General features: G+C 64.1%; 24 protein-coding genes. 16 read left to right on the top strand and 8 right to left on the bottom strand.

All coding sequences use genetic code 11. From position 1 onward, the window contains the following. The first annotated feature begins 13 nt into the window (after nt 1-13). A complete protein-coding gene (locus ACMDCR_RS23170; protein ID WP_413988886.1) occupies nt 14-349 on the top strand; it encodes an antibiotic biosynthesis monooxygenase family protein in 336 nt (111 codons plus the stop codon). A gap of 1,015 nt (nt 350-1,364) precedes the next feature. Here the strand turns inward: ACMDCR_RS23170 and ACMDCR_RS23165 are convergent. Beyond that, nucleotides 1,365-2,219, bottom strand: a complete 855-nt coding sequence (locus tag ACMDCR_RS23165) for a helix-turn-helix domain-containing protein (protein WP_413988885.1) — start codon at nt 2,217-2,219, stop codon at nt 1,365-1,367. After that, nucleotides 2,216-2,581, bottom strand: a complete 366-nt coding sequence (locus ACMDCR_RS23160; protein WP_413988884.1) for a nuclear transport factor 2 family protein — start codon at nt 2,579-2,581, stop codon at nt 2,216-2,218. The genes ACMDCR_RS23165 and ACMDCR_RS23160 overlap by 4 nt, the downstream gene beginning before the upstream one ends. Nucleotides 2,582-2,849: 268 nt before the next feature. On the opposite strand from ACMDCR_RS23160, the gene ACMDCR_RS23155 reads away from it, so the two are divergent. The 7 genes from ACMDCR_RS23155 to lpxK all read left to right on the top strand — a co-directional run bounded on the left by ACMDCR_RS23155 (nt 2,850) and on the right by lpxK (nt 8,774). Further along, nucleotides 2,850-3,254: a YciI family protein gene (locus ACMDCR_RS23155; RefSeq protein ID WP_413988883.1), complete on the top strand. Its 405-nt coding sequence runs from the start codon at nt 2,850-2,852 to the stop codon at nt 3,252-3,254. Further along, a complete protein-coding gene (locus ACMDCR_RS23150) occupies nt 3,251-4,504 on the top strand; it encodes an RNA polymerase sigma factor (RefSeq protein WP_413988882.1) in 1,254 nt (417 codons plus the stop codon). Before ACMDCR_RS23155 ends, ACMDCR_RS23150 begins: the two co-directional genes overlap by 4 nt. Before the next feature lie 99 nt (nt 4,505-4,603). Beyond that, the gene (locus ACMDCR_RS23145) at nt 4,604-5,401 is read left to right on the top strand and encodes a 3'(2'),5'-bisphosphate nucleotidase CysQ (RefSeq protein WP_413988881.1); all 798 of its coding nucleotides are present in this window, start codon (nt 4,604-4,606) and stop codon (nt 5,399-5,401) included. A gap of 119 nt (nt 5,402-5,520) precedes the next feature. Continuing rightward, nucleotides 5,521-5,763, top strand: a complete 243-nt coding sequence (locus ACMDCR_RS23140) for a DUF4170 domain-containing protein (RefSeq protein WP_413988880.1) — start codon at nt 5,521-5,523, stop codon at nt 5,761-5,763. A 10-nt stretch (nt 5,764-5,773) separates the two neighbouring features. Beyond that, nucleotides 5,774-6,478, top strand: coding sequence for a lysophospholipid acyltransferase family protein (locus tag ACMDCR_RS23135; RefSeq protein WP_413988879.1), 705 nt, complete (start codon nt 5,774-5,776; stop codon nt 6,476-6,478). Continuing rightward, the gene (locus tag ACMDCR_RS23130; protein ID WP_413988878.1) at nt 6,475-7,755 is read left to right on the top strand and encodes a 3-deoxy-D-manno-octulosonic acid transferase; all 1,281 of its coding nucleotides are present in this window, start codon (nt 6,475-6,477) and stop codon (nt 7,753-7,755) included. Before ACMDCR_RS23135 ends, ACMDCR_RS23130 begins: the two co-directional genes overlap by 4 nt. Then, the gene (gene lpxK, locus ACMDCR_RS23125; RefSeq protein WP_413988877.1) at nt 7,752-8,774 is read left to right on the top strand and encodes a tetraacyldisaccharide 4'-kinase; all 1,023 of its coding nucleotides are present in this window, start codon (nt 7,752-7,754) and stop codon (nt 8,772-8,774) included. Before ACMDCR_RS23130 ends, lpxK begins: the two co-directional genes overlap by 4 nt. A 121-nt stretch (nt 8,775-8,895) precedes the next feature. On the opposite strand, the gene ACMDCR_RS23120 is transcribed toward lpxK, so the two are convergent. From ACMDCR_RS23120 to ACMDCR_RS23105, 4 genes are all read right to left on the bottom strand, one after another. After that, on the bottom strand, nt 8,896-9,168 hold the full coding sequence (locus ACMDCR_RS23120; protein WP_413988876.1) for a hypothetical protein: 273 nt from the start codon (nt 9,166-9,168) through the stop codon (nt 8,896-8,898). 274 nt (nt 9,169-9,442) lie between these two features. After that, nucleotides 9,443-9,664: a DUF2093 domain-containing protein gene (locus ACMDCR_RS23115; protein ID WP_284315504.1), complete on the bottom strand. Its 222-nt coding sequence runs from the start codon at nt 9,662-9,664 to the stop codon at nt 9,443-9,445. Nucleotides 9,665-9,812: 148 nt separating this feature from the next. After that, nucleotides 9,813-11,378, bottom strand: a complete 1,566-nt coding sequence (gene xseA / locus ACMDCR_RS23110) for an exodeoxyribonuclease VII large subunit (protein WP_413988875.1) — start codon at nt 11,376-11,378, stop codon at nt 9,813-9,815. A gap of 112 nt (nt 11,379-11,490) precedes the next feature. Then, nucleotides 11,491-12,990, bottom strand: a complete 1,500-nt coding sequence (locus ACMDCR_RS23105) for an FAD-dependent monooxygenase (RefSeq protein ID WP_413993696.1) — start codon at nt 12,988-12,990, stop codon at nt 11,491-11,493. A gap of 351 nt (nt 12,991-13,341) precedes the next feature. On the opposite strand from ACMDCR_RS23105, the gene ACMDCR_RS23100 reads away from it, so the two are divergent. The 3 genes from ACMDCR_RS23100 (at nt 13,342) to ACMDCR_RS23090 (ending at nt 17,231) form a co-directional block, all read left to right on the top strand. Further along, a complete protein-coding gene (locus tag ACMDCR_RS23100; RefSeq protein WP_413988874.1) occupies nt 13,342-14,364 on the top strand; it encodes a zinc-dependent alcohol dehydrogenase family protein in 1,023 nt (340 codons plus the stop codon). 76 nt (nt 14,365-14,440) lie between these two features. After that, entirely contained in the window at nt 14,441-15,598 is a 1,158-nt protein-coding gene (locus tag ACMDCR_RS23095) for a winged helix-turn-helix domain-containing protein (protein ID WP_413988873.1), read from the top strand. Nucleotides 15,599-15,803: 205 nt separating this feature from the next. Continuing rightward, nucleotides 15,804-17,231, top strand: coding sequence for an MFS transporter (locus ACMDCR_RS23090; RefSeq protein ID WP_413988872.1), 1,428 nt, complete (start codon nt 15,804-15,806; stop codon nt 17,229-17,231). A gap of 50 nt (nt 17,232-17,281) precedes the next feature. Here ACMDCR_RS23090 and zwf read toward each other — a convergent pair whose 3' ends face one another. Then, nucleotides 17,282-18,658: a glucose-6-phosphate dehydrogenase gene (zwf, locus tag ACMDCR_RS23085; protein WP_413988871.1), complete on the bottom strand. Its 1,377-nt coding sequence runs from the start codon at nt 18,656-18,658 to the stop codon at nt 17,282-17,284. Between the two features lie 409 nt (nt 18,659-19,067). Between zwf and ACMDCR_RS23080 the strand changes: the two genes are divergently transcribed. After that, nucleotides 19,068-20,129, top strand: coding sequence for an alpha/beta hydrolase family protein (locus ACMDCR_RS23080; protein ID WP_413988870.1), 1,062 nt, complete (start codon nt 19,068-19,070; stop codon nt 20,127-20,129). A gap of 160 nt (nt 20,130-20,289) precedes the next feature. On the opposite strand, the gene ACMDCR_RS23075 is transcribed toward ACMDCR_RS23080, so the two are convergent. Then, entirely contained in the window at nt 20,290-20,886 is a 597-nt protein-coding gene (locus ACMDCR_RS23075; protein WP_413988869.1) for a GNAT family N-acetyltransferase, read from the bottom strand. A 354-nt stretch (nt 20,887-21,240) separates the two neighbouring features. On the opposite strand from ACMDCR_RS23075, the gene ACMDCR_RS23070 reads away from it, so the two are divergent. The 4 genes from ACMDCR_RS23070 (at nt 21,241) to ACMDCR_RS23055 (ending at nt 25,611) form a co-directional block, all read left to right on the top strand. Then, the gene (locus tag ACMDCR_RS23070; RefSeq protein WP_413988868.1) at nt 21,241-22,590 is read left to right on the top strand and encodes an extracellular solute-binding protein; all 1,350 of its coding nucleotides are present in this window, start codon (nt 21,241-21,243) and stop codon (nt 22,588-22,590) included. A 78-nt stretch (nt 22,591-22,668) separates the two neighbouring features. Continuing rightward, the gene (locus tag ACMDCR_RS23065) at nt 22,669-23,550 is read left to right on the top strand and encodes a carbohydrate ABC transporter permease (protein WP_413988867.1); all 882 of its coding nucleotides are present in this window, start codon (nt 22,669-22,671) and stop codon (nt 23,548-23,550) included. Continuing rightward, a complete protein-coding gene (locus tag ACMDCR_RS23060; protein WP_413988866.1) occupies nt 23,547-24,377 on the top strand; it encodes a carbohydrate ABC transporter permease in 831 nt (276 codons plus the stop codon). Before ACMDCR_RS23065 ends, ACMDCR_RS23060 begins: the two co-directional genes overlap by 4 nt. An 85-nt stretch (nt 24,378-24,462) precedes the next feature. After that, on the top strand, nt 24,463-25,611 hold the full coding sequence (locus ACMDCR_RS23055; protein WP_413988865.1) for a Gfo/Idh/MocA family protein: 1,149 nt from the start codon (nt 24,463-24,465) through the stop codon (nt 25,609-25,611). The last annotated feature ends 25 nt before the right edge of the window (nt 25,612-25,636 follow it).

The raw sequence follows: 25,636 nt of genomic DNA, 5'->3' as shown, positions 1-25,636 counted from the left end.
AAAGGAAGTCCCTATGTTCATTGCCATGAACCGTTTCCAGGTGAAGAAGGAGTGCACCGCCGATTTCGAGGCGCTCTGGCGCGACCGAGAGGTGCACATCGACAAGCTTCCCGGCTTCGTCGCCTTCCATCTCCTGCGTGGTCCGGAGCGCGAGGATCACATCCTCTACTCCTCGCATGTGATCTGGCGCAGCCGGGCCGATTTCGAGGCCTGGACGCAGTCGGAAGCCTTCCGTGCCTCGCATCGCAATGCCGGCAAGGGCCCGTCCTTGACGCTTGGCCATCCGGTGTTCGAGGGCTTCGAGGTGCTGCAGTCGCTCGAGGCCCCGGCAGCCAGCAAGGCGGCGTAAAACTGGGAGCGCGGACGTCCCTACGACACTCAAGGTAGTGTCGGACGATCCGCTCTTCCCGCGCCTTGGGGGCCGTCAAAAAATCAGTGAATCGGAATGTCGGTATTGAGAGTGCAGGAGAGGCGCGGTGCTGGAAGCGTTCATTCTTGAACGATCCCTTCGTTAGCCGGTCAAACCGCTCGTCGGCGACCGGATCAATCGACACCACCCTGCCTGGCATCCTCGTCCTGTGGCGTAGGAATAGAAATAGAACGAATATTGACTTTCATTTGTTCCCATGCTTTATTCCGTGACGGAATGAGGCGTCAGCGGCCGGCGTGCGCGCAACCTGGCCCCGAACCCCTCCATCCACCCCAAGAGCCTGTCCAGGTGGCAGGCACATGCGGCGGTCCTGCTTCCTTCGAAGCCGGCCTCCAGGGGTGACGAGCGGGACAAACGGGATCGGCACCCCATGGAAGTGCCCTGTGATCCCTGGACGGAGCGTGAAGGGCTTGAGCCTTGCAACGCCTTCGTCCCTCCTCCCGCCGATGTGGTGAAGACGGCTGATGCCACCGTCCGGCCAGGATGGACGTCGCTCAGCCCCTTTGCCGAGCCGGCTGGGCCGGGTTCGGATGGTCCGTGCCATCCGCTCCCGGCTCGCCTCCGCCTTCGCAAGGCGGAAAAAATGGGTGGCCTTGCGCGCTTTGTCAGCGTGCCGGGCCGCCGGAACGGGGCGATGGCGGCTCGCATCGACAGTGCGGCCTGCATCTTCCATGATCCTGCTTTCACGGCTGCCCCGCAGCCGCCATCGCCCGGTCTCTCTTCATCAACCCAGCCGGAAACGGCGTGGGAACGAGAACGTTTGCGCATGGCGGTGAGAAAGCGGCGCAGACGTAAGAGGCCAACACTTGGGGAATCGTCAAGAAATCAGTGAATCGGCAAGCTGCTGCTCGAAGAACAGGAGAGGCGCGAAAGCGTCGCGCTTGAAGCACCTATTTTTAATGATCCCTTAGAGCGAGTCGTTTCCAAGAGAGGACTAGGACGTCCGCGCTCCCAGATTGCGCATGATCTCCGCCGTCTCGGCATTGGCCGGGAAGAAGGACTCCAGCGCAAGCTCGGACAGGGTGATATCGACCGGCGTGCCGAATACCGTCACGGTCGAGAAGAAGGTCAGCAGCCCCGCTTCCGACCGCAACTGAAACGGCACGACGATGCCGCCATAGTCCGTTGCCTTGGCGCCGCGTTTTGCCGCCGGCACGGGATATGCCTGGAGCTCGGCAAGCAATTCGGAAAGGGCGCCGTCGCCCGTGACCGTGATCTGGTGGCGCAGGCGTTCGAGCAGGTGCTCGCGCCATTCGGGCAGGTTGACGGTGTGCGGCGCAACACCGTTGGGGTGGAGCGCCAGCCGCAGCACGTTCACTGGCGGCTTGAGCAGGTTCTCGTCCGTGACGCCGGCAAGCAACGGCGCGATGGCCTCGTTGGCAGCGATGAGCGTCCAGTGCCGGTCAACCGCCACCGCCGGAAAGGGCTCGTGCCCCTTGAGCACCAGGTCGATGGCCTGCCGTGCCGGCTCCAGCGCCGGATCCTCCAGCGGCCGCTCTTTGTATACGGGCGCATACCCGGCTGCCAGCAGGAGGTTGTTGCGCTCGCGCAGCGGCACTTCCAGCCGCTCGGCCAGGTGCAGGACCATCTCGCGGCTCGGCTGCGAACGGCCGCTTTCCATGAAGCTGAGGTGGCGCTGGGAGATCTCCGCCTCCAGCGCGAAGTCGAGCTGGCTGAGGCGCCGGTGCTGGCGCCACGCACGCAGATGCTCGCCGATGCCCCGGGCGGGCCTGCCGGGAGGCAGGCCGCCGGGGCGGCGGGCATGGGCTGTATTCGCGCGACCGCTCATGCTGCCGCCGGAACCTGATCGAGGAAGCCGCTGACCTTGCTGAGGCGCCCGTTTTCCAGCTGCACGAAATCCGTGCCCTTGATGGGGGCTTCGGCGCCATCAGGCCCAAGCTGCCAGGAAAAGCGGACATGGTCGCCATGGCCGTCCGCCTTGCCGATCAGGGCGAAGCGGAAATCGGGAAAGCGCTGCTGCACGGCAGCGATCAGGCCATCGATCTGATCGTAACCTTCGCCCTTCATCAGCGGGTCGATGTAGAGAGCGTCCTCCGCCCAGGTCGCGGCGAGCAGCGCGCGGCGGCGGGCGGGGTCGGTCTCGTTCCAGGTGGCGATATAGGTCCTGGCGATGGTGGCGGGATCGGACATTTCAAGCTCTCCTTTAAGGACGCCTGATTGCTTCAGGCCCGAATAGCATGGCCGGCGGCCCGCCGCCTCTCAATTACGCGCCAGGTAATCGGAAGCACTTCCAATCGGAAGCACTTCCAATCGGAAGCGCTTCCGACGTCGCCGGAGCCAATGCGGTTGCCTCGACGGTATCGCCCATGAGGTAATGGCGCTTTGATTTTTTCCGCGCTCTTGTCGATTCTGCGGTCTTCGTTCGTCGAAGGATCGAACCAACCAAGGAGAAAGACCCATGCGGTTCATGATGCTGATGATCCCCGGCGGCTACGAGTCCGCGGCACCCGACACCATGCCCAGCGCCGAGGCGGTGCAGGCGATGATGAAATTCAATGAGGAGTTGAAGAAGGCCGGCGTGCTGCTGGCCCTCGACGGCCTGCATCCGCCGTCCTCGGGCGCGCGGGTGAGCTTCAAGGGTGGAAAGCCCGTTGTTACCGACGGGCCCTTCGCTGAGGTCAAGGAGGTGCTGGGCGGCTATTGGATGCTCGACGTGCGCTCGCGCGAGGAGGCCATCGAATGGGCTCGCCGCTGCCCCGCCTCGGAGAATGACGTGATCGAGATCCGCCGCGTCTTCGAGATGACCGAGTTCCCCGAGGACGTCCAGAAGGCGGCTGAAGGGTTCGGCGAGCTGAAAGGGTGACCCCGACCGCGACCATCGAAGCAGTTTGGCGGATCGAGCAGCGGAAGCTCGCCGCCAGGCTGGTCCGCTATCTGCGCGATGTCGGGCTGGCCGAGGAGATCGCGCAGGATGCCTTCCTCTCGGCGCTGGAACGCTGGCCTCGGGACGGCATCCCGCGCAACCCGGCCGCCTGGCTGACCCAGGTTGCCAAGAACCGGGCGCTGGATCTCCTGCGCCGCACCACCCTGATCGACGGCAAGCATCGGGAACTCGCCGTCGATCTTGCCTGGCTCGAACGCCAGACGCCCGATATCGAGGGAGCGCTCGACGAGGACATAGACGACGACCTGCTGCGGCTGATCTTCACCGCCTGCCATCCCGTGCTGCCGGCCGAGCAACGCGCCGCCCTGGCCTTGCGGATGCTGGGCGGACTGTCGACGCCCGAGATCGCTCGTGCTTTCCTGATGCCCGAGGCGACCGTCGCCCAGCGCATCGTGCGAGCCAAGCGGACCCTGAGCGATGCCGCCATCCCTTTCGAGACGCCGCGTGGGCCGGAGCGGCGGGAGCGCCTCACCGCCGTGCTCGAGGTGGTCTATCTGATCTTCAACGAGGGCTATGTGCCGACGGCGGGGCCGGACTGGCTGCGCGCCGACCTGAGCGGCGAGGCCCTGCGTCTGGGCCGTTCGCTGGTGGCGCTGATGCCGGACGAGCCCGAGGCCCTCGGATTGGTGGCATTGATGGAACTGCAGGCCTCGCGATTTTCCGCCCGCACCGACAAGGCGGGCGATCCCATCCTGCTGCTCGATCAGGACCGTAGCCGATGGAATTGGTCGCTGATCCGGCGCGGCCTCGACGGCTTGAACCGCGCTATGGCGCTGACGCCGACGCCCGGTCCCTGTCTGCTGCAGGCGATGATCGCCGCCTGCCATGCCCGCGCTATGACCGCCGCGGACACCGATTGGATCGCCATCGCCGCCTATTACCAGGCGCTCGCCTTGGCGGCGCCTTCGCCCATCGTCGAAATCAACCGCGCGATGGCGGTCGGCATGGCGTTCGGACCGGCCCAGGGTCTCGCCGTCGCCGATGCGCTGAGGGAGGAGCCACGCTTAAGGGAATCGCATCTGCTGCCGACTGTGCGCGGCGACCTTCTGGAGAAGCTGGGACAGATCCCGGAAGCCCGCGCGGAATTCCGTCGCGCCGCCGAATTGACCGGCAATGACAGGGAGCGCGCCTTGTTGCTTGCCCGCGCCGATTCTATTGCGCCCCGATAACGTATACACGAGCGCAATCAGAACCCACGGTTCTCGCTTGCGTGCGCTGCTCTGCTCGCCTAAATCCGGGCCATGGATGCCAGGGATGACGCGGGGCGGATGGCCCGTCTTTTGACTGCAGGCGAGGCGCTGCCGCTGCTGACCGAAGCTGCGAGGGAGGCTGGCGAAATCGGCCTGCGTTTCGCGCGTGACGGCGCCCGGGTCTTCGACAAGCCGGACAATTCGCCGGTGACCGAGGCGGATCTTGCCATCGATGCCCATCTTGCCAAACGTCTGCGCGGCGTTTCCAGTGCGATCGGCTGGCTCTCGGAGGAGGCCGGCGACAGCGCCGAGCGGCTCTCGAAACGCCAGGTCTGGGTGCTCGATCCCATCGACGGCACGCGCGGCTTCATCGCCGGCAATGGCGAATGGGTGATTTCTGCCGCCCTCGTGGAAGATGGCCGCCCGCTCGCCGGCGTGCTGTACCGGCCGACCAATGGCGATCTCTATAGCGCGGGCCGGGGCGTCGGCGCCTTCAAGAATGGCGCGGCCATCAAGGCGAACGTCGGCGCGCTGGCGCAGACCCACACTATCGCCGGCCCCAAGCCGATGTTCGATCTCATTCGCCCGGGCTTGCCGACTTGGGTCGAGCGGGCTTCGCGCCTGTCATCCCTCGCCTTGCGCATTGCCTATGTCGCCGAAGGGCTGGTCGACGCCGCCTTCGCCTCTGGCGCCTCGCATGACTGGGATATCGCCGCCGCCGACATCATCCTGAGCGAAGCCGGCGGCCGCCTGAGCACCTTCCACGGCGATGACGTGATCTACAATCGCGCGGACCCGGTGCACCGGCCGCTGGTGATGGCCGGCCTTGGCCGTCATGCCGGCCTGGTGTCGCTGTTCGACCGCGTGAAAGACTGAAAGATCTAAAGCGTTTTGCGATTTGACGGAACCGGCAAGTACCGCAAAGACGCGTCGAAACAAAGAGTTAGAGAAAAGAAGCGTTCATGCCTAAACGCGTTTTGCTCTAGGAGTCTCGAATGAGCGAACCATCAAAACAATTGCTGCACCTGGTCTTCGGCGGCGAGCTGACTTCGATCGAAGGCATCGAGTTCAAGGATCTGGCCGGTCTCGACATCGTCGGCATCTTCCCCAATTACGCCAGTGCCCAGGCAGCCTGGAAGGCGAAGGCGCAGTCGAGTGTCGACAATGCGCAGATGCGCTATTTCATCGTGCATCTACATCGTCTGCTCGATCCCGCGACAGACAAGACCAAGGGCTGATACCGTCTGAATGATCAAGAGTATCGGCCAGTCCAAATTCATCCAGAAGGGTATCGGCGAAGGCCTTGCGGCCTGGCTGAAGCTCGTCCACGACACCAGCCGCTTCACCGACGTTCCCGCCGATCTCTACGGGCCGATCCGCGGCGAATATCCCTATATCGTTGCCATGTGGCACGGGCATCATTTCCTGGTGCCCTTCATGCGGCGCGAGGGGCATGAGTTCAAGATCCTGATCTCCCGGCACGGCGATGGCGAGATCAATGCAATCGCGGTGACGCGGCTCGGCCTCGGCCTGGTGCGCGGCTCCGGGGCCCGGCCGCAGCGCCAGCACCACAAGGGCGGCCCGGCTGCCTTGCGCGAGCTGGTGGCTACGCTGAAGGGCGGGCAGTCGGTGGGCGTGACGGCCGATGTGCCGCGCACGGGTGGGGTCGCCGGGCTCGGCATCGTCACGCTGGCGCGCCTGTCGGGCCGGCCGATCGTGCCGGTGGCGGTTGCGACCTCCAACATGATCCAGCTCTCGACCTGGGACCGCGCCGTGATCAGCCTGCCGTTTTCGCGCGGCGCCTTTGTGGTGGGCGATCTCGTGCATGTGCCAGAGGATGCCGACAAGTCCTTGATGGAAGCCAAGCGCCAGGAAGTGCAGGCCAATCTCGATGCAGCCCACCGCACCGCCTATGGCATGGTCGGGCGTAAATTCGTCAGGGCGGGTCCGTGAACTTGTCCCGCCCCCTGATCCTGCGGCTCTACGGCCTCGCGACGGCGGGGTTCGGCCCCTTTTCGGGCCTGCTTCTCGGGCGGCGCCAGCGCCGGGGCAAGGAAGACCCGTTGCGACGGCCCGAGCGCGTCGGCATTGCCGGCGAGCTTCGTCCCGAGGGGCCTCTGTGCTGGCTGCACGGGGCGAGCGTCGGCGAATCCATCACGCTGTTGCCCCTCGCCGAGCGGCTGGGCGCGGAGGGCTATCAGGTCCTGATGACGACCGGCACCGTCACCTCCGCCGCCTTGATGGCGCGGCGGCTGCCGGCGGGGGCGATCCATCAATTCGTGCCGCTCGACGTCCCCGCCTTCGTGCGGCGCTTCCTCAGGCATTGGCGGCCCGATCTGGCGGTTTTCCTGGAATCGGAGATCTGGCCGACCATGGTGCAGGAAACCAGGGCCGCCGGCGTCGCGCTCGCGCTGGTCAACGGGCGCATGTCGCTGCGTTCCTTCGCCCGCTGGAGGCGTGCCCCGCGCACCATCGGCGCGCTGCTCGGCTGCTTCGACCTCATTGCCGCCCAGAGCGAGGACGATGGCGAGCGCTTCAAAGCGCTCGGTGCTCCCAACGTGATGATATCGGGGAACCTCAAATTCGATGTGCCCGCGCCTTCGGCAGACGAGGCAAAGCTCGGGGAGTTGCAGGCCGCGATCGGGGCAAGGCCACTTTGGCTGGCCGCTGCTACCCATGACGGTGAAGAAGCTCTCGCCGGCGAGGTCCACACTGCGCTCAGGGGGCGCTTTGCTGGTCTCCTTACCCTGATCATCCCCCGGCATCCCGAGCGGGGTCCGGCTGTCGCGGCAGACCTGCGGGCGAAGGGGCTTGAGGTCGGGCTGCGCTCGGAGGGCGCGGTACCGCAGGCCGATATGGAGGTCTATGTCGCCGACACGGTAGGCGAGATGGGCCTGTTCTACCGTCTCGCCCGCATCGTCTTCGTCGGCAAGTCGCTGCTGGGGGACGGTGGCCAGAACCCAATCGAGCCGGCCAAGCTTGGCGCCGCTGTTCTGCACGGGCCTTTTGTGCAAAATTTCCTGGTGGCATATGGGGCGTTGGACGGCATGGGCGGCGCAATCATGGTTCGCAGCAGCGAGGAACTGACCTCCGCCGTCGCACGCCTGCTGGCCGATCCCGCCGAAACCGAACGCGTGGCTGAAGGTGGTGCCCGGGCCATCGCCAGCCTCACAGGCGCGCTCGACCGCACCATGGCCGCGCTGGCCGCGCTGGCGAAGCCGGCGTCATGAGCTCCCTGCTGCCGATCAGTCTCAGCGCACCGCAATTCTGGTACCGGCCCAGGGGCTGGCTGGCGTGGCTGCTGAGCCCAATCGCGCGTCTCTATGGCGAACAGGTGATCGCCCGCATGCGCCGGCCGGGCGGGCGCGCCGAGGTGCCGGTGGTTTGCGTCGGCAATTTCACTCTGGGCGGCGCCGGCAAGACGCCGCTCGCGATCGAGATTGCCGAGATCCTCAGGCAGACCGGCCAGAGACCGGCCTTCCTAACCCGTGGCTATGGCGGGCGCGAGAGGGGACCACTGGTCGTCTTGCCTGAGGCTTCGGCCGATCGGGTCGGCGATGAAGCCTTGCTGTTGGCCCAGAAAGGGCTCACCGTGCTCTCGCGCGACAGGCCTGCCGGCGCAGCGCTGGCGGTTGCCGAGGGGGCCACCATCATCATCATGGATGACGGCTTCCAGAATCCCTCGCTCGATAAGGATTGCTCGATCATTGCGGTGGATGGCGAAACCGGCATCGGCAACGGCATGGTCTTTCCATCAGGCCCGCTCAGGGGGCCGATCCATGACCAGGTGCCATTCGCCTCGGCAGTCGTGGTGATTGGACCCGGCGATGCCGGCACCATCGTGCACGAGTTCGCCCGGGGCTCGGGGCTTGCGGTCTTCCGGGCGCGGACGACGGTCGACCCGTCGGCACCGGTGTTGCGCGGCAAGCGCGTCCTCGCCTTTGCCGGCATCGGGCGGCCGGAGAAGTTCTTCAAGACGCTTGCGGACATGGGCGCCATCATCGCCGCCACCGAAGTCTTCGCCGACCATCACGCCTTCACTGAGGAGGATGCCAGCCGCATCGCGCTCAGGGCGCAGACCGCCAAGCTGATCCCGGTGACCACCACCAAGGATATGGTCCGCCTCTCCGGCGGCCCAGCCCGCATTGGCCTCGCCTCCATCTCGCAGACCGTTCCGATCCGCCTCGTCTTCGAGGAGGAGCGGGAACTGCACGACTTCCTGGTCAAGCGCTTCCGGCTCGGTGGGTAGGGGGCGGATGGAGTGGTGGCCTCTACCGCCATTCCTGGCTGTCGGCGCATGCTGCAGACGGTTCGCCTGCCGGCCAAGAAGATGGCAGTCGGAGACTGCCACTCCAGCTGGCGCCAGCCGCTCAGTGCGACATCTCCGGCGTCGGCTCGCTGAACGATTCCGGCAACTCTCCGAATTGGGCGATGATTGCGGTCTTCACGCCACCCGAGCGCCGGTCGCGCGAACGCGAAAAGGCGATGGCACCATCATAGCGACCTGCAATCACCGCTGACTCGGCCCTGTACTGTACGGATGCCCGGTTGGACGCGTCGACGGGCTGGAGGGGTACCAGTTCCCCGGCAGCATCGCGAATGAAGGGCAGGACGCCATATTCGACATCGGCACTTTCAAACATTGGACTATCCCTCGAATTCCCATCCGCCCGCCACGGAAACTTAACCATGCGGGCGTTGAAAATCAGTGCCTGACTCCCTCCGGTCATGGCGTGCGATCTCGCACACGGCGGGCGTGAGATCCGGCGCACTTGAATCGACCAATTTCGCTTTTGAAAGCAGAAACAAATAGTTGTTCAAAAGTACTGAGATTTGTGTGGGAAAAGGCGGCCGACCGGACTTTCGTGAACGGCTGTATCCTGCGGTATTGCGGCCGAAAGCCAGTCCTCGAGCACCTCAGATCACGCCGAGGCTCCTAAGACGCTCCAGTGCCGCTTCGCGCGTGGCATAGGCTTCCTGGCGATCGACGCTCCAGTAACGTAGTTCGTCGATCGGGATATGGACGCCGGTCACGGCGCAACGCACATAGCTGCCGGGCTTGAGGATGCGAAAATCCGCATCGAGAAACTGGATCTGTGCTTCGCCGGGCATCGACATGCGGCTTTCGTGACGATTCATCGAGAGTTTGGCCTGCGTTGGAAAGGGGTTCAGGTAAATATAACAGACCGTGTCTGCGGGGACGATCTCAAAAAGCGCTCACTCTTCAAAGCGATATTCTCAGTTCGATCAAAGGCTTGGAGTTCATTTTCCAGCTTGGATAATAATGTCAGTCGTCAAACAGGCCGGGTTGCTTGCTTGCCGGTCTGGCTTTCGGCGGTCTGGGTGGTGGCGGCGCGCCACCATTGCCGACGATGAAATGGCCATCGGCGAATTGCAGGTCAAGGGTTGAGGCTGCCCTGGCGGCCGGAACACTGCGCACGGGCCTGCCCTCGCCATCGCGCACCAGCGCAAAGCCGCGCTGCAGTACGCCCTGATAGGAATAGGCATCGAGCAGGACGGAAAAGCGGCTGAGCCGCTCGCGCTGGGCCTGGGTGCGGGCGCTCGCGGCCTGGTGCAGGCGGTTGGCGAGGTTGTCCAGGCGTTCGCGCCCCGCTTCGCTGCGGCGGGACAGCAGCAGCGGCGACAATTGGCCCGCGCGGCTGGCGAACGTCTCGCGCTTGCGGGCGAGGGCGATGCGGGCGCTGGCATTCAGGCGATCCGCCACGGCGTGGAAACGATCCCGACTGCGGTCGAGCCGGTTGGACGGGCTTTGCGCCAGCAGGCGGCGGGAGACCGCGTCATAAAGCTGGTGATGCCGGCGGGTGCTCAGCAGCAGTGCATGGACGAGGCGCCCGGCGGTGAGGTCCAGCCGCTGGCGAGGGGTCGCCAGCAGCGCCTCGCCGCTGGGCAGGGCCCGGCCGAGATTGCGCAGGTCCTGCCGGCGGCGCTCGATCATGCGCAAAGCGTGGCCGGTGAGCCGCGCGCCGAGGTCATGCAGATTGGCGAAGAGGTCCGCTCGCACCGGTACGGCCATCTCGGCCGCGCCCGTGGGTGTGGGAGCGCGGCGGTCCGCTACGTGGTCGATCAAGGTCCAGTCGGTCTCATGGCCTACGGCCGAGATCAAGGGGATCGAGCAATTCGCGGCGGCTCGCACCACGATCTCCTCGTTGAAGGACCACAGGTCCTCCAGGCTGCCGCCGCCGCGCGCCACGATCAGCACGTCCGGGCGCGGGATGCGGCCTTCTTGAGGCAATGCGTCGAAACCGTTGATGGCACTCGCGATTTCGGTGGCACTGGTGTCGCCCTGAACCCGCACCGGCCAGACGATGACGGGACGGGGGAAACGGTCGGAGATGCGATGCAGGATGTCGCGGATCACCGCACCGGTGGGTGAGGTGACGACGCCGACCACGCGCGGCAGGAAGGGCAGCGCGCGCTTGCGGATCTCGTCGAACAGGCCCTCGGCGGCGAGCTTGCGCCGACGCTCCTCCAGGAGGGCCATCAGCGCGCCGAGGCCGGCGGGCTCCAGCCGGTCGATGATGATCTGGTAGGAGGACTTGCCGGGGAAGGTGGTGAGGCGGCCATGGGCGATCACCTCCATGCCTTCCTCGGGGCGCTGCTTGAGGCGCGCCATGTTGCCCTTCCAGATCACCGCGTCGATCTTGGCGCCCTCATCCTTCAGGGCGAAATAGGCGTGGCCCGAAGCGACCGGCCCGCGATAGCCCGAGATTTCGCCGCGCACGCGCACATAGCCGAACGCATCCTCCACCGTGCGCTTGAGGGCGCCGGAGAGTTCGGAGACCGTCCATTCCGGGGCGTTGGAGGGCTGAGAATCAGGCAGGAGATCGGACATGCCGGCATTCTACACAAAGCGCCCGGCATGCCGAATGGCTGTCGATGGCTGGCTCGAGAATCGGCCAGGGCTTACCTCTCGCGACTCCCCACGGAATGTTGTTGCCGATGCGCTATCCCCTGGTCGGCGGTCCAAACCAGGTCGTTAGCGCATCAGCGAGCCCCTGCCGTGGCAAGTCTTCCACCCAGGCCACGTGTCCGTCGGGCCGAATCAGCACGGCGGTGGGGGCAGGGACGACCCCAAGGGCAGGAAGCTCCCACGTGCCGGCGTATTCGGCGTCCACACCCCGAACACGATCTGCCCATGGCGTGATGTCGATGCTGCCGGGCACACCGAGGTTGAGCAGCAGAGGCCGGGCATCATGCAGCAGAGCGAAGACCCGCATCGGGCCGTTGTTCGTGACCAGATCGAGATCGGGCATGCGACGCCCGAGCAGCGGATGTCCACCGCCGAAGTCGTAATGAATATCCAGGCCAGACATCATCGCGGCGTATCGTCTGCGAGGCTCGTCCATGCCGAGCAACTCGGCAATGGTTTCGCTCACCGCCTTCATGCGCTCGTCCTGGCGTCGAAGTGCGACAGAGGCCATTGTGGTGCGCAGCACGCGGGCGGCGATCGGGTGGCGCTCGGCGTGGTAGGTGTCCAGGAGGCTTTCGGGCGACGTCCCCTTGACCACCTGGGCCAGCTTCCATCCCAGGTTTACGGCATCCTGAACGCCGGTGTTGAGGCCTTGTCCGCCGTCCGGAGCGTGGACATGCGCTGCGTCGCCGGCCAGGAGAATCCGTCCCTTTCGATAGGCCGCGGCCTGCCGTGTGGTGTCGGTGAACCTGGAGATCCAAGTGGGGCTGTGGACCCCGTAATCGGTCCCACATGCGGCAATGAGCGCCTTGCTGAGATCGCGCAGGGTCGGTTCGGTCGTGGCTCCCAAGTGCTCTTCGGTCACCATGACCCGTATCGGACCCCGATCCAGATAGACGACCTCGCCGTCACGGATCTCGTATTCGGCCCTGCCGAAAGAATGGATGCCCAGGCCCGTGCGATGGATGCCCCATTCCGGCTCCCCGGTCATCTCGACCTCGGCGACCAGGTTGCTGGTCGTCGGATCCCAGCCGGGGAACTCGATGCCGGCAGCCTTGCGGATCAGGCTGCGTCCTCCGTCGCAGCCGACGAGATATTCCGCCCGCAGCGATTGGCCATTGGACAGCTTGACGTCGACGCTGGTGTCGTGCTGCTCAAAACCCGCCACCTCACATCCGCGATGGATCGGCACCGCCAGCTCCTCCACCCAGCCGGCGAGGATGCGCTCGATATGGTTCTGCCACAGTCCGAGCCCGTAATTGTGCCGGGTGGGAAAGTCACTGATGTCCAATGAGACACCGGCGAACCTCGCGACCTGCGCCACCTGTCCTTCCGACAGGAACCGGTCGGCGATCCCACGCTGGTCGAGGATTTCGATGGTGCGTGAATGCAAACCACCTGCGCGTGAGCCGAGGAGGTCCCGGCTAGGGCGTCGCTCGACTATGGCGACATCGACGCCCGCCAATGCCAGCTCGCCCGCCAACATCAGCCCTGTCGGTCCTGCTCCGGCGATCACCACGGCATGCCCGGCGATGGCGACACTCCGATCAGCATCATCGCGACCAGTTTTCTGGCGCCGCCCCTCGCGAGCGCCTTCCTTTGACTGCTTCATCTCTTCGGAACCTCTTCATTCGAGGTTCCCTAGTCTATGGACAAAAAGCGGCTCGCCAATTCTTGAACTTGTCTGTCTTGCACCCAAATATAGGCAGAGGGGGCGTTGGATACCCCGTAAGTGTCCCCCATTGGCTCGACGCGCCAATTCGACATTCCAGCACCGGCCCGCAGATCGGCTCTGGGAAGCAGGTGCTCCCGCCGCTCCAGCCTCCCCTTGCCAACACCGTGCTCCCCGTGGACCATGGTGCCAAACCAGATCCGGGAGGCAGCCATGAAGTCCATTCGTCTTGAAGCCGTGGGAGCGCTGCATCTGCGCGAGGTCGCCAGGCTCAAACCCGGACCGGACGAGTTGCTCGTGCGCGTGGAGGCCTCCGGCATCTGCGGCACGGATCGCCATCTTTTCCTCGGCGAGTTTCCCTCGAAACCGCCCGTCACCCTTGGGCATGAGTTCTGCGGCATCGTCGAGGACATCGGCGGTGAGGTGGAAGGCTTTCGCGCGGGCACGCGTATCACCGGTGATCCCAACATCGTCTGCGGGCGATGCGCGCAGTGCCAGGCCGGGCGCATCAATCTCTGCCGCAATCTGCGCGCCATCGGCATCCATCGCGATGGGGCCCTTGCGGAGTATGTGCTGGTGCCGCAGAAGCAAGCCTATGAGCTGCCTCTGGCCCTCAAGGCGACACATGGCGCCTTCTGCGAGCCGCTGGCCTGTTGCCTGCATGGCGTCGACCTCGCGGCGATCCGGCCGGGCTCGTCCGTCGTGGTGCTCGGCGGCGGCGTGATCGGCCTGCTGGTGGTGCAGCTTGCACGGCTCGCCGGCGCGGCCCGGGTGGTGCTCTCCACCCGCCAGGCCGCCAAGCGAAAGCTGGCGGAGGAGATCGGCGCCACCGACAGCATCGATCCTTCGGCCGGTGATTTCATCGCTGAGGTCGTCGGGCCGGACGGGCTGCTGCCAGGCGGTGCCGATGTGGTGATCGAATGCGCGGGCGTGGCGGAGACGGTCCGGCAGAGCTTCCAGCTCGCAAGGCCCGGCGGCAGCGTGATCATCCTCGGCGTCATGCCGCAGGGCGTCAGCGTGCCGGTGGAGCCTTTCGATATCCTGTTCCGCGAGCTGAAAGTATTCGGCTCCTTCATCAACCCCTTCACCCACAAGCGCGCGGCGGACCTCGTGAGTTCCGGCGCGATCGAACTCGACAAGCTGATCTCGCGCGAAGTCGGCCTCGACGAGGTGCCCCATATCATCGCCAGGCCTGCTGGGCCGGGGGAGGTGAAGGTGATGTACGTGGCGGCGTGAGGCTCGTCTCTCTCGACATTCCTTTCGCCCGCCCTGCATAATGATCTCCTTCTGTTCTCACATCTGATTCTGCCCCATGCCCCGTAAGCCCCGCTTCCTGACCAAGGCTCAGGCCCGCCGTGTCCTGCTCCACGCCCAGCGGCTGGATTCGCTGGCGCCTTTCGGTGACGGCGTGGAGGCGACGCCGGCTGCGGTGGCGCATCTAGGCTATGTGCAGATCGACACCATCAATGTCATCGAGCGCAGCCACCACCACATCCTGTGGACGCGCATTCCCGGCTACAAGCGGGCGCATCTCACGCAGGCGCAGAGCAGCGACAGATCCGTTTTCGAATATTGGACACATGCGCTGTCCTATATCCCCACGACGGATCTGCGTTTCTTTTTGCCGGACATGAAGCGATATCATGAGCGGCAGGACAAATGGTTCGACGGCGTAACCAAGGCGGACATGCGCAAGGTGCTCACCCTCATCCGCAAGGATGGGCCGCTAACCATCCGCGACATCGATGACGACGTGCTGATGGAGAAAGACCATCCCTGGGCGAGCCGCAAACCCTCAAAGCGGGCGCTTCAGCTGGCTTTCTACACCGGCGTGCTGGCGGTCTCGGCGCGAGAGGGCATGCTGAAGACCTATGAGTTGATGGGGCGCCATTTTGGCTGGGATGGCGATCCCGCGCTCAAGCCCAAGCCCGCGACCGAGCGGCAGGGGCTGGACTACCTGATCGACCGGGCGCTGCGCTCCCAGGGCATCGTCACGCTTGATTCGATCTGCCATCTCGTGCCCAGCCTCAAGGGCGCTGTGCGCGAGCGCATCGAGGCGCGCATGCGCAGACGCGAGATCCTCGCCGTCGATGTCGAGGAGGCCGGCAAGGTCGAGCATTGGGCCCGTCCCGAAGCGCTGGAGGCCGTATCGGCGCCGCCCGCCGAACTGGTGCATATCCTCTCGCCCTTCGATCCCCTGGTGATCCAGCGCAAGAGACTGAAATTCTTCTTCGACTACGATCATAGATTTGAAGCCTATGTGCCGAAGGAAAAACGAGTTCTCGGGTATTTTGCTCTGCCGGTGCTGGCGGGCGAGGAGGTCGTTGCCGCCATCGATCTCAAGACGGATCGGGCGGGCCGCAAGCTCCTGATCCAGCAATGGAGTTGGGTCGGGCAGGGAGAGGAAGCGCGGCACAAGGCGGTTATCGAGGAAGCGCTCGGGCGGTTCGAGACGTTCCAGCTGGAGTGACCTGGAGCGCGGACATCCTCCGGGTGCACGGGCATCTTGCCCGTTCTTCCTTTTTCGTGGAGCGCACCGTTTCCAAGAACGGGCAGGATGCCCGTGCACCCGGAGCAGCGCTCCCAGCACAACCCTTGCGTGCTTGTCCCCATTCCCTTCTTCTGCTGGAAAGGCTCAACGCCCGCAGCAGGCGAGCCAGGAAGCGTCCCGTCCCATGACTCAGGCCACCATCAGGGCGCCTCGCGCCGCCCCCACCCCGCCCGACAACGCGCTTGCCGCGGGCGCCATTGCGGCCCGGCTCGACCGCCTGCCGCAGACCTATACGGTGTGGAAGCTGATCGTGCTGCTCAGCCTCGGTTTCTTCTTCGAGCTCTACGACCTGCTCTACACCGGCAATATCGCGCCGGGGCTGGTCAAGGCCGGGATCCTCACACCGACGACACCGGGCCTGTTTGGCAACAATGGCGTGGCAAGCTTCGTCGCGGCATTGTTCGCCGGCCTGTTCATCGGCACTATCGTTTGCGGTTTCCTGGCCGACCGCTTTGGCCGACGCAGCGTTTTCACCGTTTCGCTGCTCTGGTATACGGCTGCCAACATCGTCATGGCCTTCCAGGACACGGCCCTGGGGCTGAACCTCTGGCGCTTCATCTCGGGTCTCGGGCTCGGCGTCGAGATGATCGTGATCGGCACCTATCTCTCCGAGCTCGTGCCACGCCATGTGCGCGGGCGCGCCTTCGCCTGCTGCCAGGCCGTGGGCTTTACCGCAGTGCCGGTGGCGGCGTTCCTCGCCTATTTCCTGGTGCCGAGCGCACCTTTCGGGCTCGATGGCTGGCGCTGGGTGGTGCTCATCGGTGCGAGCAGCGCCATCTTCATCTGGTGGATCCGCCTCGGCCTGCCGGAAAGCCCGCGCTGGCTGGCGCAGCAGGGGCGCCTGCGCGAAGCCGACGCCATCATGAGCGACCTGGAATTGCGTGTAACGGCCGAACACGGTGCGCCGCTGCCGGAACCGGCCGCGCCCGAGCCGGTGAAGCAGCAGAACCGCTGGATGCAGATTTGGGAGCCGCCGTTGCGCGAGCGCACCATCATGATGATCATCTTCAACGTCTGCCAGACGGTGAGCTTCTACGGCTTCCTCAACTGGGTGCCGACGCTGCTGATCAAGCAGGGCATCACCACGACATCGAGCCTGTTCTACACCGCGATTATCGCGCTGGCCTCGCCGGTGGGGCCGCTGCTCGGGTTCTTCTTCGCCGACCGCTACGAGCGCAAGAGCGTGCTGGTCGTCATCGCCTTGGTGATCATCGTGGCGGGCCTTGCCTTCAGCCAGGTGACGGCGCCGGCGGCCATCATCGCGCTCGGCGCCTGCCTGACCATCGCCAACAACATCATGTCCTACACCTTCCATGCCTATCAGCAGGAGCTCTTCCCGACCGGCATCCGGGCGCGCGCAGCCGGCTTCGTCTATTCCTGGAGCCGCTTTTCGGCGATCTTCACCAGCTTCGTCATCGCCTTCGTGCTGCAATATTCGGGTGTGACAGGCGTCTTCGTCTTTATCGCCGCGGCCATGCTCGTGGTGGCGCTCGCCATCGGGCTGATGGGGCCGAAGACGCGCAATCTCGCCCTGGAGGCGATTTCGCGCTGAGCCTCAAACGTCGCCGTTTCCAAGATGCCGGCTAGAGCCAGCGCTCCCAGCTACACCTTCGGATCCACCCATCCGAACGGCGGCTCGAATCCAGCCATCGTGGGCGGGCCCCACGTTCCGGGCTGATAGGGCGTCACCGGCACCACATTGCCGATCACCGGATCGAAGATCCGCCAGGCGATCTCGCTGGCGTCCTGGCGGGTGAACAGCCCGTTGTCACCCGCCATGGCGTCGCCGATCAGGCGCTCATAGGGCTGCAGATCGTTGGTGCCGTCGTCGACGGCGACTAGTTCCACCGGTTCGCCGGTCAGCTGCTCGCCAGGCGCCTTGATGCGCGAGTTCAGGCCGATGCAGATTTGCGGGTTCAGGCGGAAGCGCAGCTCGTTGGCAGCGCCCTGCAGCCTTTCGCCGAAGACGTCGTGCGGGGGCTTCTTCATGCGCACCACCACTTCGGTGCAGCGCACGGGCAGGCATTTGCCGGCGCGGATATAGAAGGGCACACCCTCCCAGCGCCAGCTGTCGATGAACAGGCGCACGGCGGCGAAGGTCTCCACCGTGGAGGTCGGCGCCACGCCCGGCTCGTTGAGGTAACCGACGAACTGGCCGCGCACCACGTCCTGCGGCTGCAAGGTACGGATCGCCTTGAAGATCTTCACCTTCTCCTCGATCAGGTCGTCTTCGATCTTGCCGGCCGTCGGCTCCATCGCGATCATGATCATCACATTGACGAGATGGTTCTGGATCACATCGCGGATGGTGCCGACCTCGTCGTAGAATTTGCCGCGGCCCTGCACGCCGAAATCCTCGGCCATGGTGATCTGCACGCTCTCGACATAGTTGCGGTTCCAGATCGGCTCGAGGAAGGCGTTGGCAAAGCGGAAATAGAGCAGGTTCTGTACGGCTTCCTTGCCGACATAATGGTCGATGCGGAAGATGGCGCCCTCATTGAAATATTTGTGCAGCACCTCATTGAGCTCATGCGCGGAGCCCTCGTCATGGCCGAAGGGCTTTTCCACCATCAGGCGGGCATTTTCGGAACAGCCCGAATTCTGCAGCCCCTGCGCCACCGTCTCGAACATGCTGGGCGGGATGGCAAGATAATGCAGGGGGCGGGTGGCCGTTCCCAGCGCCGCCTTCAGCTTGGCGAAGGTATCGGCACTGCGATAGTCGCCGCTGACATAGTTGATCAGGGCCGAGAGCTTGCCGAACACACCTTCGTCGAACTTGTCGCCATAGAATTTTTGCGTGCTCTCATGCACCCGAGCCCTCAGCTTCTCGACGTCCCAGGGATCGAAGGCAACGCCGACCACCGGCGTGGTCAGCACGCCACGCCGGACCATCGAATACAGCGCGGGAAAGATCTGCTTATAGGCAAGATCGCCGGTGGCGCCGAAAAGAACGAGGGCGTCCGAATGGAGAGGAGCCATGGTGTGCCTTCCTGGTCAGTTTGCCGCGAGCCCGGCCTTGTTCGTAAAGCCAGAAGCCTGCCAGGAGAAGTAGGCAAAGTGCGTTGCCGTGAATTTATCAGTGAGTCACATGCCGTTTGGGTAACACCCGGCGCCCATCACAGGATCGGCGGCGGAACATCGGCCGTATCCGGAGCGCAGAACGAGCTACTTGTCGCATCGTAATCCTGCGCCTCAGTGCAGAATTCATAGCGCCAACCGACCTTGATCATGATCCAGGACGTCCAAGATCGCGTTCGAGGGCGAGCCAGCTTGGATTCCGGTCAATCTTGGCGCCTGACCGCCCACGCTCTTTCCTGCCGGCAACTATCAAAAGTCCGGTGCGAGGACCGACAGCGTGAGCGCGATGAATGGGCGCGAGAGGAAGACAATGAAGTCTCTGATTAAAATCCTGGCTATGCTTTGGACTGTCGTGTTTTCGACATTGGCGGTGCAACAGTCAGCCGTCGCCAGTGACGATGTCGGTGTGCGTCAGATTACGGCTCCTTCCAAAGAGCGCGGGATCGATCTCGACGTGACCGTCTGGTACCCGGCATCTTCGGGCGGAAAATCGGTTACGCTCGGGGAGAGCATGTTTTTCGTGGGAACACCCGCCATGCTCGATGCCCCAATCTCAGATGGAAAATTTCCTCTCATATTGTTGTCGCATGGCGCAGGCCTGGCAGGAAACCCGCAAGCCTTGAGCTGGATCGCGTTGCCGTTGGCGAAGCAGGGGTTCGTTGTGGCGGCCCCGACTCATCCTGGAAATACAGGTCCAAACCGATCCGCAACGGAAACGATGAAGCTTTGGCGCAGACCTGCAGATATTAGCGAGACCTTGAATGCGATGGACCAGGACGCGTTTTTCAAGGAACACCTCGAACATGACAAGGTCGGTGCTCTCGGGCTTTCCATGGGCGGAAGCACGGCTTTGGCGATCGCTGGCGCTCGCGTGGACCCAAAACGTTTGGCAGGTTATTGCGATACGGACGTGCTCAACCCTTCCCTTTGTGAATGGGTCAGGCAAAGCGGCGTCGACCTTCACGCCATGGATATGAGATCCGCCGCCCGCGACAATCGGGACACGCGCTTCAGATTTGTCATGGCGATCGATCCTGCGCCTGTCGATGTCTTCGAATTCAACAGCTTTTCCCGGATCTCAATTCCTGTTGAGCTCGTAAATCTAGGTCGACCCGGGAAAATCCCTCTGACCGCGCAGGCTGCCAAAATTGCAAGGGCCATCCCAAATGCCACTTACTTCACAATTGAAGATGCGAGCCATTACAGCATGTTCGCCGAATGCAAGCCGGGTGCGCCTGGGCTTGCCGAGGCGGAAAAGGTTGGCGATCCGATTTGCATGGATGGCGGAGGCCGTCAGCGGCGCGATATACATAGGGAACTGATCGATATGGTGACTGCCGCCTTCAGTCGAGCTTTGAAGGCAGGTCATTAGTCGTGGTCTGTCCGGTCACATCGTTGGCCGGTAACGCCGAACCATCGCGTGGCCGGGATCATGTAGCCGGCCTCAAAACTCGATCATGCGGCATGATCCGACTTGCGGCATGATAGACGTTGGGCCGATATCGGCAGAAAATCCACCGGTCGGGACCGCCTTAAAGCCTCATCCCCATATAAATACTCGCCGGCCGGGCGATCTCCTTGAAACCGACCCGCTCATAAAATCCCAGCACCTTCGTATTCCCTGCGCTCACCCCTAGATGCAGCCCGGGCACGCCCTTCGCCCTCAGTTCCCTCACCAGCGTCTCGATCAGCTTCCGCCCCCAGCCGCCGCGCTGGAGGGGCGGGAGGAGATTGATGTGGAGGTGGGCGGGGTAGGCGGCGAGCATCGCCGGGTCCTTGCCCTCGGGATGCTGGATCAGCCGGATCGCGCGCTCGTCATTGGGCCTGGTCGGCTTGAGATCGGTGATCTCCTCGCGCACGCCGGGCCACCATTCGCGTTCGAGCCTGGCGTGGAAGGCGGCCGTGTCCGGAGTAGCGACGAGATACCCCATGGCGCCCGCGCCGCCGTCGACCACGAAGGCGTAGTCGGGCTCGAGCACCTGGTAGGGCACGGCCCAGATGAAGCCCGGCAGGCGGGGGTAGGAGTAGAGGTGGCTGGCGTCCGAGCCGTTGTCGGCGGTCTTGAGGCAGATCTCGTAGATGGCGTCACGGTCCTGGGGCGTGGCGCGGCGGATGGCGTAGTCGGGCACGGGAAGTTCCTCGGGACTCGGGGCTGGGGCGAGCCTAGCGTCTGCCTGTTCGGCGGGCAATGGCTGGCGCGGCCATGGGCGGTCGACATGCTCAGCGGTCCCGTCTGCGGGAAGGTGTATGCCGGCACTCCACGCTCGCCGACCCGCTCTTGCGCAAAACGGCGAAATTCTGCCATGAGGCGATTACCTATTACGTAACGTCATTCTCTTGCTTAAGAAATCGGTTTCACCCGCCCATAAAAGCACCTTGCCAAGCCGGGCAATCGGCTCGATGGTAGCGCCGACGATGAGGGGAGGCGCTGCCGCATCGAGCTGGCGGTCAGCGTCCGTGACTCGCAACGCAGGGAGGATCCGATGTTGCGGACTGGGACGTCATGTAAAGCAAAATCCGTTCTATTGCATAGTTTCCTGGGCCCGCTGGCGGGCGTGGCCCTTGCCTGGGGCGCTTCGATCGCGGGCGCCGGGGCGCAGACCCTGACGACCTGGGACGATTATACGCTGCCCTCGCAGACCACCGTGATCCAGAGCCTCAACTCGAAATTCGAGGCGGCACATCCCGGCGTGAAGATCAACCGCACCGGCCGCACCTTCGACGATCTCGCCATGACGCTGAAGCTCACGCTTTCGTCCGGCGACGGACCCGTCGTTACCAAGGCCAACCAGGGTGCCCAGGAGATGGGCGCGATGGTGAAGCAGAAGCTGCTGCTGCCGGTGGACGAATACATCGCCAAATACGGCTGGGACAAGAAGCAGTCCGACAGCGTGCTGGCGCGCGACCGCTGGTCCGACAAGGGCGAATTCGGCGTCGGGCCCACCTATGGCATTTCCGGCCTCGGCGAGATGGTGGGCCTCTATTACAATTCGAAGGTGCTGAAGGAGGCGGGCATCGATGCACCGCCGGCCACCTTCGAGGACCTCGTCAAGGACGTCGATACGCTGAAGGCCAAGGGCACGCCGGCCTTCATGATGGGGACGGTCAAGGCCCATATGGCGCTGCATATGTTTGCTGCGGTGGCGCAGGCGATGATCGGGGCAGCCGACCGCAAGCCGCTCGACGACATCATCTATGGCCGCGGCGGTTCGTGGAATACACCCTACAACCTCGCCGCCGCCAAGCAGGTGCAGGATTGGGCCACGGGCGGCGCCTTCAATGACGGCTACCAGGGCATCTCGGACGACGATGCCGCCCAGCTCTACGCCAGCGGCCAGGGGGCGTTCCTGCTCACCGGCACCTGGCGCCTGGGTGACCTGCAGCAGAACCCCGACATCCACTTCATGCCCGTTCCGCCGCCCGCCGGCGTGAAGAACGGCCTGGTGGTGGGCGGCATCGACCTCGCCTGGGCGATCACCGCGCTCGCCAAGGACAAGGCCACGCAGGACCTCGCGGGCGAATATATGAACTACATGGTTTCGGATGAGGCCGCCTCCGCCTGGGCCGCCGCCGGCTACCTGCCGGCCGTAGCGCTGGCGCATCCCGACCAGGTCAAGGTGCCGCCGCTGCTTGGCGAAACCCTCAAGGTATGGGATGGCGTGAACGCTGCCAATGCACTCGGCCATTATCCGGACTGGGCGAGCCCGACCATGCTGAAGACGCTCTCGGACAATCTTGCCCGGGTGCTGGCGAAGGACATGACGCCAGCCGATTTCATCTCGGCGGTCGACAAGGATTACCAGGACTACATGGCGAGCTTGAAGAAGGGATAGGGCGCAGCGCAAAGCCTCCCCCAGCTTCGTGGGGGAGGCTCATGCCGCGCCCTCGTAAACAGGTAAGCCCCCGGCCCGATGCTCGATGCCTCCAAATTCCGTAACCTGCTCTACGTGCTGCCTTCGCTGGCCGTCTACGCGGCCTTCGTGCTGCTGCCGATCCTCAGTTCCATCGTCCTCGGCTTTACGCAGTGGGACGGCATCAGCGCGCCCGTCTTCGTCGGCCTGAAGAACTACACGACCCTGTTCTCCGATCCCGTCTTCTACACGGCGCTGTGGAACAACCTGGTCCTGCTTGCCTTCTATGTCGCGCTGCCCCTGATCATCGGGCTTATCCTGGCCGTGGTCGTCACCTCGATCCGCACCACCGAGCAGCTGGCACTGCGCACGCTCTATTTCATGCCCTATGTGATGCCCACCGCCGTGCTCGGCATCATCTGGCGCTGGCTCTACAATCCCGCCTTCGGGCCACTTAACCAGGCGCTGAAAGCCGTCGGCCTCAAGGCTGTCGCACTGCCTTGGCTCGGCAGCTTCGCCTTCGCGCTGCCGGCGGTGGGCATGGTCGCCACCTGGTACTACGCCGGCTTCTGCATGGCGATCTTCATGTCGGGCCTGCAGCGCATCGAGCCCTCGCTCTACGACGCCGCCAAGGTGGATGGGGCCACGCCCGTGCAGTCCTTCCGCTATATCAGCGTGCCCTCGCTGCTGCCTGAGGTGCGCATCGTGCTGCTCCTCACCATCATCGCCTCGATCAAGAGCTTCGACCTCATCTTCACCATGACGCGGGGCGGCCCGGCAAATTCGACCCTGGTGCCGAACCTCTACATGTACCAGCTCGGCTTCGATCTCGGGCGCTATGGCTATGCCTCGGCAGTGGCGGTGATCGGGGCGATCCTGATCTTCCTGGTGAACGGCGCCATCCACCGCTTCATGCCCGCGCACAAGCAGGACGCGCAATGAGCGAGCAGCGTATCGGACCCTCTTTGCTGCCGTTGCGCGCGCTGCTCTGGCTCTTCTCCATCCTCACGGTGTCGCCCTTCGCGCTGCTGATCCTCACCTCGCTCAAGAGCCAGAGGGATCTCCTGGCCGGTGCCTTCGTGCTCCCGGACAGGCCGCATTTCGAGAATTTCGCCACCGCCTGGGTCGACGGGCATTTCAGCGCCTACTTCGTCAATTCAGTCGTGGTGGTGATCCCGGTGGTGGTGATGAGCATCATCCTCGGCATTTTCTCGGGCTTTGCCTTCGCCTTCCTGACACTACCCTTCAAGCGCACGCTGTTCATCATGCTGACCATCGGCATGATGGTGCCGACCGAAGCCTTCATCATCCCGCTGTTCTACGAGTTCCACTGGCTGGGCCTGCTCAACACCTACTGGGCGCTGATCCTGCCGCAAACAGGCATGTCCATTCCCTTCGCCACCCTGTTCATGGCGAGCGCCATGCAGCAGGTGCCAAGGGAACTCACGCAGGCGGCGGTCATAGACGGCGCCACGCGCCTGCAGGTGCTGCGCTTCGTGCTGCTGCCCCTGATGAAGCCGGCGATCTCGACGCTGGCCCTTTTCCTGTTCATCTGGACCTGGAACGAATTCCTGATCCCCCTGATCCTGGTCAACAATGATGCTGCGCGCACGCTGCCCATCGGCATGTTGTTCTTCCAGGGCAAATATCTCATCGATATCCCGGTGCTGACCGCCGGCGCCGTGTTCATCATCGCTCCGATCATCGCGGTCTACATGATCTTCCAGCGCAATTTCATCGCGGGCCTGACGGCGGGGGCGGTGAAGTGAGTTCGTTTGGCAAGATCGGAGAGGGGAGCTGCAATGCCACCTTCCAGGGATCTTACAAAATATTGAGATACAAAGGATTCTTACGATGAAAGTCGGCATTATCGGGCTCGGTTATCGCATGGGATACCTCGCCCGCATCTTCACCCTGATGGTTCCCGGCTTCACGGTTGTCGGCTATGTCGACCAGGCGCCGGCGGGGCTCGGCTACTTGCGCGAGCACGGAGTCGCCGTCGGCCATGCCTATGACACGCTGGAGACCATGTTGCGCAGCGAGAAGCTCGATCTTCTCATGGTCGGCTCGCCCAACGCCATGCATCTCGGCCATATCCGAGAGGGGCTGGCGCATGGCCTGAAGGTGTTCACCGAAAAACCGGTGGTGACCTCGCAGGAGGACACCTTCGAGCTCCTCGAGCTCTTGCGCCTGTACGGGCCCGACAGCGTGATGGTGGGCCTGGTCCTGCGCTACGCCTCGCTCTACCGCGACCTCACGAAGGCCAAGGCGGACGGCGTGCTCGGCGATATCGTCTCAATCGAGGCCTCCGAACACCTCGCGCCCTATCACGGCGCTTTCTTCATGCGCGACTGGCGGCGCTACCAGCGCTATTCCGGCGGCTTCATCCTGGAGAAATGCTGCCACGACATCGATCTCTACCAGGGCATCGTCGGCGCCCGGCCGGCGCGCGTGGCGAGCTTTGGTGGACGCAAGACCTTCCTGCCGCACAACGCGCCGGAGAGCCAGGGCATCAACGACATGGAAGTCTATCACCGCAAGCCGAGCGGCTGGATGAGCACGGACAAGGTCTTCGATTCCGATGCCGACATCATCGACTACCAGGTGGCGATGATCGAATTCGAGAACGGCGTCGCCATGAACTTCCATACCAATCTCAACGTGCCCGACCAGTTCCGCCGTTTCTGCGTGATCGGCTCCAAGGGCATGGCCGAGGGCGATTTCGTGCGCAACTACTTCCGCGTCCACGACGCCCGGACCTCTGAAAAGCTGGTCGACCGCACCTATGAGGTCACCGAGCTCTCGGCCCACTACGGCGCCGACGAGCAGATGGCCAGCGATATCGGCAAGCACCTCACCGAGGGTTTGGCGCTGCCCGTCTCGGTGGTGGACGCGCTTGCGGCTGGCCTGACGGCGATCAAGATCGACGAGGCGCGGGATGCCAGGGCGGTGCTGGATCTCAGCGATACGTGGAAACGCTTCGACGATGCGCTCGCGGGGTGAGGGCGCAACCTGAGATATAGGGCGC

Origin of the sequence: Labrys okinawensis, assembly GCF_047345005.1 — a bacterium.
GTDB classification, from domain to species: Bacteria; Pseudomonadota; Alphaproteobacteria; order Rhizobiales; family Labraceae; genus Labrys; species Labrys okinawensis.
Note: the sequence above shows the minus strand (reverse complement) of the source record. Positions and strands in the feature narration are given on the sequence as shown.

Bases quoted from the DNA above. Each gene is read 5' to 3' on its own strand.
- ACMDCR_RS23080 (WP_413988870.1), top strand. From the start codon at position 19,068: ATGAAGTCTCTGATTAAAATCCTGGCTATGCTTTGGACTGTCGTGTTT.
- ACMDCR_RS23060 (WP_413988866.1), top strand. From the start codon at position 23,547: ATGAGCGAGCAGCGTATCGGACCCTCTTTGCTGCCGTTGCGCGCGCTG.
- ACMDCR_RS23160 (WP_413988884.1), bottom strand. From the start codon at position 2,581: ATGTCCGATCCCGCCACCATCGCCAGGACCTATATCGCCACCTGGAAC.
- lpxK (WP_413988877.1), top strand. From the start codon at position 7,752: ATGAGCTCCCTGCTGCCGATCAGTCTCAGCGCACCGCAATTCTGGTAC.
- ACMDCR_RS23095 (WP_413988873.1), top strand. From the start codon at position 14,441: ATGCCCCGTAAGCCCCGCTTCCTGACCAAGGCTCAGGCCCGCCGTGTC.
- ACMDCR_RS23155 (WP_413988883.1), top strand. From the start codon at position 2,850: ATGCGGTTCATGATGCTGATGATCCCCGGCGGCTACGAGTCCGCGGCA.
- xseA (WP_413988875.1), bottom strand. From the start codon at position 11,378: ATGTCCGATCTCCTGCCTGATTCTCAGCCCTCCAACGCCCCGGAATGG.
- ACMDCR_RS23165 (WP_413988885.1), bottom strand. From the start codon at position 2,219: ATGAGCGGTCGCGCGAATACAGCCCATGCCCGCCGCCCCGGCGGCCTG.
- ACMDCR_RS23100 (WP_413988874.1), top strand. From the start codon at position 13,342: ATGAAGTCCATTCGTCTTGAAGCCGTGGGAGCGCTGCATCTGCGCGAG.
- ACMDCR_RS23065 (WP_413988867.1), top strand. From the start codon at position 22,669: ATGCTCGATGCCTCCAAATTCCGTAACCTGCTCTACGTGCTGCCTTCG.
- ACMDCR_RS23055 (WP_413988865.1), top strand. From the start codon at position 24,463: ATGAAAGTCGGCATTATCGGGCTCGGTTATCGCATGGGATACCTCGCC.
- ACMDCR_RS23090 (WP_413988872.1), top strand. From the start codon at position 15,804: ATGACTCAGGCCACCATCAGGGCGCCTCGCGCCGCCCCCACCCCGCCC.
- ACMDCR_RS23140 (WP_413988880.1), top strand. From the start codon at position 5,521: ATGAGCGAACCATCAAAACAATTGCTGCACCTGGTCTTCGGCGGCGAG.
- ACMDCR_RS23135 (WP_413988879.1), top strand. From the start codon at position 5,774: ATGATCAAGAGTATCGGCCAGTCCAAATTCATCCAGAAGGGTATCGGC.
- ACMDCR_RS23120 (WP_413988876.1), bottom strand. From the start codon at position 9,168: ATGTTTGAAAGTGCCGATGTCGAATATGGCGTCCTGCCCTTCATTCGC.
- ACMDCR_RS23115 (WP_284315504.1), bottom strand. From the start codon at position 9,664: ATGAATCGTCACGAAAGCCGCATGTCGATGCCCGGCGAAGCACAGATC.
- ACMDCR_RS23170 (WP_413988886.1), top strand. From the start codon at position 14: ATGTTCATTGCCATGAACCGTTTCCAGGTGAAGAAGGAGTGCACCGCC.
- ACMDCR_RS23145 (WP_413988881.1), top strand. From the start codon at position 4,604: ATGGCCCGTCTTTTGACTGCAGGCGAGGCGCTGCCGCTGCTGACCGAA.
- zwf (WP_413988871.1), bottom strand. From the start codon at position 18,658: ATGGCTCCTCTCCATTCGGACGCCCTCGTTCTTTTCGGCGCCACCGGC.
- ACMDCR_RS23070 (WP_413988868.1), top strand. From the start codon at position 21,241: ATGTTGCGGACTGGGACGTCATGTAAAGCAAAATCCGTTCTATTGCAT.